This is a genomic window from Advenella sp. S44 (assembly GCF_002810445.1).
Lineage (GTDB): Bacteria > Pseudomonadota > Gammaproteobacteria > Burkholderiales > Burkholderiaceae_B > Advenella.
Genome location: NZ_NEXS01000009.1, coordinates 568043 through 575126, shown reverse-complemented (window position 1 = coordinate 575126; position 7084 = coordinate 568043). Strand labels below are relative to the sequence as shown.

The 7084-nt window shown below is 50.0% G+C and carries 2 tRNA genes and 3 rRNA genes; all 5 read left to right on the top strand.

The window, feature by feature from the left end:
- Window positions 1–1161 precede the first annotated feature (1161 nt).
- The 5 genes from CAP48_RS16475 (at window position 1162) to rrf (ending at window position 6814) form a co-directional block, all read left to right on the top strand.
- Window positions 1162–2704 (top strand): 16S ribosomal RNA (locus tag CAP48_RS16475).
- Window positions 2705–2941: 237 nt separating this feature from the next.
- Window positions 2942–3018, top strand: a tRNA-Ile gene (locus CAP48_RS16470).
- Window positions 3019–3030: 12 nt separating this feature from the next.
- A tRNA-Ala gene (locus tag CAP48_RS16465) sits at window positions 3031–3106 on the top strand.
- A 500-nt stretch (window positions 3107–3606) separates the two neighbouring features.
- A 23S ribosomal RNA gene (locus CAP48_RS16460) occupies window positions 3607–6482 on the top strand.
- 219 nt (window positions 6483–6701) lie between these two features.
- Window positions 6702–6814: ribosomal RNA gene (rrf, locus tag CAP48_RS16455) — 5S ribosomal RNA — on the top strand.
- The 16S, 23S and 5S rRNA genes sit together here with 2 tRNA genes alongside, the layout of an rRNA operon.
- Window positions 6815–7084 lie beyond the last annotated feature (270 nt).

The window sequence follows — 7084 nt, the reverse complement described above, 5'->3', positions numbered from 1 at the left end:
GTTTTGAGCGCAGACATTGTCGTTTTTGGACTAAACCCCACATGGATTCTGACCAACAGCGCCCGAGAGCGTGGCGAGCAGGGCATAGTTAGCGCAGTTTTGCCGAAAAAAACGGTGAGAAACCGCTGCCTGCGTTATTGCGATTGAGCGGTGATGTTGCATTTTTGTCGCAAAAAACGGACATCATTGGGGGGCGCGTAAAAAGAATAAGAAATGTCGCAAAAAAGCGAATCTGAATCAAATCATGCGCTTAGGGTAATTACGGATCAAAAAGGGATGGGGCGGGGCAAAGTATTTTGTCGATGAGGCTTGCCAAGGGGCAAATGGCTTGCTATAGTTTCGATCTTTCCTGCTTAACAAACAACGCAGGGCACCTCAAGAAGGGTACCGCAAGAGCGGCAAATTCTTTAGGTAAATCAAGGCGTTGTTAATATACTTCGGTATGTTTGGGGTGGGGGAATCGCAGCCGGTGTGGCGAGCAGTTATGAGTGGTTTTATGTTTTTGGCGGTTGCCTTGGCAGCGGTCGATAAGGAAACAGAAGGCTGATCATGAAGATCTAGAAAGTGAAAATAGTTCTTGCTTTTTATTTCAAAGTGATTCATAATAGCGGGCTACGCTACTGAGAAGTGAAGTGGTTTTGCAGTCAGTGGCAGGGTTTTTTTGGAAGTGAGTGAGAAAAGAAATTTTCGAGCTGTTGCAAAAAAGTCTTGACAATAGAAACCAGATGCTTCATAATCTCGTTTCTCTGCTGATGACACACAACGGTGTGACAGCGGCAAGAGGCAGAAGCGGTAGGGTAAGTTGTTGACTGAGTTAGTCGTCACTTACTTAGGTAGTACAGAATTTCACAGTATGCGATTCCTACTTTATTAAGTATGAACGCCGAATGTGACAGCGCAATGTCACCGCTTGGTCCAATGGGAGCAAGAAGAAAAATGTTCTTTAACAACTAACAGCCGATAAGTGTGGGCGCTTGGAATGAGTGCGCAACATGGTCTATCCGGGGGTACCTGGTTAGATTGTGATGCTAACAATATATATTTTAAGCGCTCACTTGAAATACAGAAGTAAGGTTTATATCACTATAAACGTTATTTCTTTTGAGTGAAGCAGCGACCATTTACCTATTTAAACAGTTAAATGGCAATTAAACAGAGATTAAACTGAAGAGTTTGATCCTGGCTCAGATTGAACGCTAGCGGGATGCCTTACACATGCAAGTCGAACGGCAGCGGAAAAGTAGCTTGCTACTTTTGCCGGCGAGTGGCGAACGGGTGAGTAATGTATCGGAACGTGCCCAGTAGCGGGGGATAACTACGCGAAAGCGTGGCTAATACCGCATACGCCCTACGGGGGAAAGGGGGGGATCTTAGGACCTCTCACTATTGGAGCGGCCGATATCGGATTAGCTAGTTGGTGGGGTAAAGGCCTACCAAGGCAACGATCCGTAGCTGGTTTGAGAGGACGACCAGCCACACTGGGACTGAGACACGGCCCAGACTCCTACGGGAGGCAGCAGTGGGGAATTTTGGACAATGGGGGAAACCCTGATCCAGCCATCCCGCGTGTGCGATGAAGGCCTTCGGGTTGTAAAGCACTTTTGTCAGGGAAGAAAAGGTTTCGGATAATACCCGGAACTGATGACGGTACCTGAAGAATAAGCACCGGCTAACTACGTGCCAGCAGCCGCGGTAATACGTAGGGTGCAAGCGTTAATCGGAATTACTGGGCGTAAAGCGTGCGCAGGCGGTTCGGAAAGAAAGATGTGAAATCCCAGGGCTCAACCTTGGAACTGCATTTTTAACTACCGGACTAGAGTATGTCAGAGGGGGGTGGAATTCCACGTGTAGCAGTGAAATGCGTAGATATGTGGAGGAACACCGATGGCGAAGGCAGCCCCCTGGGATAATACTGACGCTCATGCACGAAAGCGTGGGGAGCAAACAGGATTAGATACCCTGGTAGTCCACGCCCTAAACGATGTCAACTAGCTGTTGGGCCCTTCGGGGCTTAGTAGCGCAGCTAACGCGTGAAGTTGACCGCCTGGGGAGTACGGTCGCAAGATTAAAACTCAAAGGAATTGACGGGGACCCGCACAAGCGGTGGATGATGTGGATTAATTCGATGCAACGCGAAAAACCTTACCTACCCTTGACATGTCTGGAATCCTGAAGAGATTTAGGAGTGCTCGCAAGAGAACCGGAACACAGGTGCTGCATGGCTGTCGTCAGCTCGTGTCGTGAGATGTTGGGTTAAGTCCCGCAACGAGCGCAACCCTTGTCATTAGTTGCTACATTTAGTTGAGCACTCTAATGAGACTGCCGGTGACAAACCGGAGGAAGGTGGGGATGACGTCAAGTCCTCATGGCCCTTATGGGTAGGGCTTCACACGTCATACAATGGTCGGGACAGAGGGTTGCCAAGCCGCAAGGTGGAGCCAATCTCACAAACCCGATCGTAGTCCGGATTGCAGGCTGCAACTCGCCTGCATGAAGTCGGAATCGCTAGTAATCGCGGATCAGCATGTCGCGGTGAATACGTTCCCGGGTCTTGTACACACCGCCCGTCACACCATGGGAGTGGGTTTTACCAGAAGTAGTTAGCCTAACCGCAAGGGGGGCGATTACCACGGTAGGATTCATGACTGGGGTGAAGTCGTAACAAGGTAGCCGTATCGGAAGGTGCGGCTGGATCACCTCCTTTAAGAGCGAAGCGCACGAAGCGAAAGCGTCCACGCTTATCGGTTGTTAATAAGAACGAGTACAGCGGTCTGTGTACGAAGTTGTGTCGGTAGGGATCTTGATGGGTTAATACGGCTGGCTTTGTATATGGATGAACAATCAGGTTTCGCTGGGGTTGGCTTGGCGAGTGAAGGGCTGCGGGATGCGCGAAGCGTATTTGAGTGGCGTCTCACGAGCGGTTGCTGACTGATGTGAAGTTGGGTCAGTAGCTCAGTCGGTTAGAGCACCGTCTTGATAAGGCGGGGGTCGTTGGTTCGATTCCAACTTGACCCACCAAACAGGTTTGTTGGGGGATTAGCTCAGCTGGGAGAGCACCTGCTTTGCAAGCAGGGGGTCGTCGGTTCGATCCCGTCATCCTCCACCATCATGATTGGCGTGCCGAGATTGTGGCGCACCAGGTACATAACAACGTTCTTATTGACGAACACACAGAATTTAAGTGCTTTCTTTTTTAGAAAGGAAGTGCTAGAATACTGATCCTCTCGAATTTGGGTTTACCCGAATGCGGGAAGGGCAGTGACGCATTATTGGCTGTATATGTTCTTTAACAATTTGGAAGAAGCACAACTAAAGTATTCAAAGGGTACTTATGCGATCCACCAGGGTCGGGTAAGTAAACGATGAAAAATTGGGTTGTGATTGCATTATTTTATGAAGTTCTATTAACTCAAGCTTCATGATCGAATGCGCTTGTATCTTGTGGGTCAGGATTTATTCTGGTCTGTGGGGTGTGAGTGGATTTGAGAATGAGGAATGACATTGATGAACGGCACACAAACGCAAAAACTCAGCATGTTTATACGGTGAATTCAAAAGGCACTGTATAGACGAAGCAGTAAATTCCTATAGCCTTTAGTGTTATAGGATCAAGTGACTAAGTGCACATGGTGGATGCCTTGGCGATCACAGGCGATGAAGGACGTTATAGCTTGCGAAAAGCTACGGGGAGCTAGCAAATAAGCATTGATCCGTAGATATCCGAATGGGGCAACCCACTGTCTTTTAGACAGTATCCTGTACTGAATACATAGGTACAGTGAAGCGAACCGAGTGAACTGAAACATCTAAGTAACTCGAGGAAAAGAAATCAACCGAGATTCCGAAAGTAGTGGCGAGCGAAATCGGAACAGCCTGGACGAGATAGCAGCATTGGTAGTTGAACGGGATGGAAAGCCCGGCCGTAGCAGGTGATAGCCCTGTAGACGAAATCTTTGCTGTGGTACTAAGCGTCGAACAAGTAGAGCGGGACACGTGAAATCCTGTTTGAACATGGGGGGACCATCCTCCAAGGCTAAATACTCGTGATCGACCGATAGTGAACCAGTACCGTGAGGGAAAGGCGAAAAGAACCCCGGAAGGGGAGTGAAATAGATCCTGAAACCGTGTGCATACAAACAGTAGGAGCCTCCTTGTGGGGTGACTGCGTACCTTTTGTATAATGGGTCAGCGACTTACATTCAGTGGCAAGCTTAACCGAATAGGGAAGGCGCAGCGAAAGCGAGTCCGAATAGGGCGATTTAGTCGCTGGGTGTAGACCCGAAACCAGATGATCTATCCATGGCCAGGTTGAAGGCACGGTAACACGTGCTGGAGGACCGAACCCACTAATGTTGAAAAATTAGGGGATGAGCTGTGGATAGGGGTGAAAGGCTAAACAAATCTGGAAATAGCTGGTTCTCTCCGAAAACTATTTAGGTAGTGCCTCGCGTATTACTGCCGGGGGTAGAGCACTGTTATGGCTAGGGGGTCATGGCGACTTACCAAACCATGGCAAACTCCGAATACCGGCAAGTACAGCGCGGGAGACAGAGCACTGGGTGCTAACGTCCAGACTCAAGAGGGAAACAACCCAGACCGCCAGCTAAGGTCCCTAAATATTGCTAAGTGGGAAACGAAGTGGGAAGGCATAGACAGTCAGGAGGTTGGCTTAGAAGCAGCCATCCTTTAAAGAAAGCGTAATAGCTCACTGATCGAGTCGTCCTGCGCGGAAGATGTAACGGGGCTAAGCAATATACCGAAGCTGCGGGTGTACGGATTTATCCGTACGCGGTAGGAGAGCGTTCTGTAAGCCTGTGAAGGCAGCTGGAGACGGTTGCTGGAGGTATCAGAAGTGCGAATGCTGACATGAGTAGCGATAAAGGGAGTGAAAAGCTCCCTCGCCGTAAGTCCAAGGTTTCCTGCGCAACGTTCATCGGCGCAGGGTGAGTCGGCCCCTAAGGCGAGGCAGAGATGCGTAGCTGATGGGAAGTTGGTTAATATTCCAACACCATTGTTAAATGCGATGGGGGGACGGATTGCGAAATGTGAGCGGGTGATTGGTTGTACCCGTGACTGGTACTGAGAAGGCGGTTAGGTAAATCCGGCCGCGTAATTCAAGGTATTGGTGCGAAGCGAATTTATTCGTGAAGTCATAGGAAGTGGTCCCAGGAAAAGCCTCTAAGCTTCAGTTTAACAATGACCGTACCGCAAACCGACACAGGTGGACGGGATGAATATTCCAAGGCGCTTGAGAGAACTCAGGAGAAGGAACTCGGCAAATTAATACCGTAACTTCGGGAGAAGGTATGCCCTAGTAGCGTGTTAAAGCGCGAATGGGCCGCAGAGAATTGGTGGCTGCGACTGTTTATTAAAAACACAGCACTCTGCTAACACGAAAGTGGACGTATAGGGTGTGACGCCTGCCCGGTGCTGGAAGGTTAAGTGATGGGGTGCAAGCTCTTGATCGAAGCCCCAGTAAACGGCGGCCGTAACTATAACGGTCCTAAGGTAGCGAAATTCCTTGTCGGGTAAGTTCCGACCTGCACGAATGGCGTAACGATGGCCACACTGTCTCCTCCTGAGACTCAGCGAAGTTGAAGTGTTTGTGATGATGCAATCTCCCCGCGGCTAGACGGAAAGACCCCATGAACCTTTACTGTAGCTTTACATTGAATTGTGAACCGGCCTGTGTAGGATAGGTGGGAGGCGTTGAATTACGGTCGCCAGATCGTAGGGAGCCATCCTTGAAATACCACCCTGGTTTGTTTGCGATTCTAACCTAGGCCCGTTATCCGGGTTGGGGACAGTGTATGGTGGGCAGTTTGACTGGGGCGGTCTCCTCCCAAAGTGTAACGGAGGAGTTCGAAGGTACGCTAGGTACGGTCGGAAATCGTGCTGATAGTGCAATGGCATAAGCGTGCTTGACTGTGAGACTGACACGTCGAACAGGTGCGAAAGCAGGACATAGTGATCCGGTGGTTCTGAATGGAAGGGCCATCGCTCAACGGATAAAAGGTACTCTGGGGATAACAGGCTGATACCGCCCAAGAGTTCATATCGACGGCGGTGTTTGGCACCTCGATGTCGGCTCATCTCATCCTGGGGCTGTAGCCGGTCCCAAGGGTATGGCTGTTCGCCATTTAAAGAGGTACGTGAGCTGGGTTTAAAACGTCGTGAGACAGTTTGGTCCCTATCTGCCGTGGGCGTTGGATACTTGACGGAGCCTGCTCCTAGTACGAGAGGACCGGAGTGGACATACCTCTGGTGTATCGGTTGTCATGCCAATGGCATTGCCGAGTAGCTATGTATGGAAGAGATAACCGCTGAAGGCATCTAAGCGGGAAACTCGTCTGAAGATTAGGTATCCCGGGGGCTAGACCCCCCTGAAGGGTCGTTCGAGACCAGGACGTTGATAGGTCAGGTGTGTAAGCGTAGCAATGCGTTTAGCTAACTGATACTAATTGCCCGTGCGGCTTGATCCTATAACTCTGCAGGTTATACGTAGCCATGGTAATCATGGTTGCTACAACTGCGCTGAGCAATAGCGGTTGAGTGTCGTTCAAAAAACTGAAGTAAATTGCAGCAAAATCAATCACCAACGCAAGATTGACTCATCTGCCCGATCGAATACAACTAGCTTGTGCTTCTTCCAAATTGCTAACGCATAGCAACCAGCTAGCGCTAAGCCATACCAGCTTACGCTTGACGACCATAGCAAGGTGGACCCACTCCTTCCCTTCCCGAACAGGATAGTGAAACGCCTTTGCGCCGATGATAGTGGATGGACATCTGTGAAAGTAGGTCATCGTCAGGCTTTTTATTCCTTCAAACGCCCCGCAATGTCGCCATTGCGGGGCGTTTGTGCGTTGGTCTCCAATTCGCGGTAGACCGCATGCTTGTCCTGCGCCTATACGTGTATCGCACACGAGTGGATAGCAGGGGCTGTGTATAGACCGCATTCTTGCCGCACACATACGCTCAAACATCGTACGCAATCTCGCTAAACCCACATCGACATGGCCGCGCAAGCGGCCTTTGTCTTATCAGCAGACGCCCCGCCTCACCCGGCTTGAATACGCTTGTT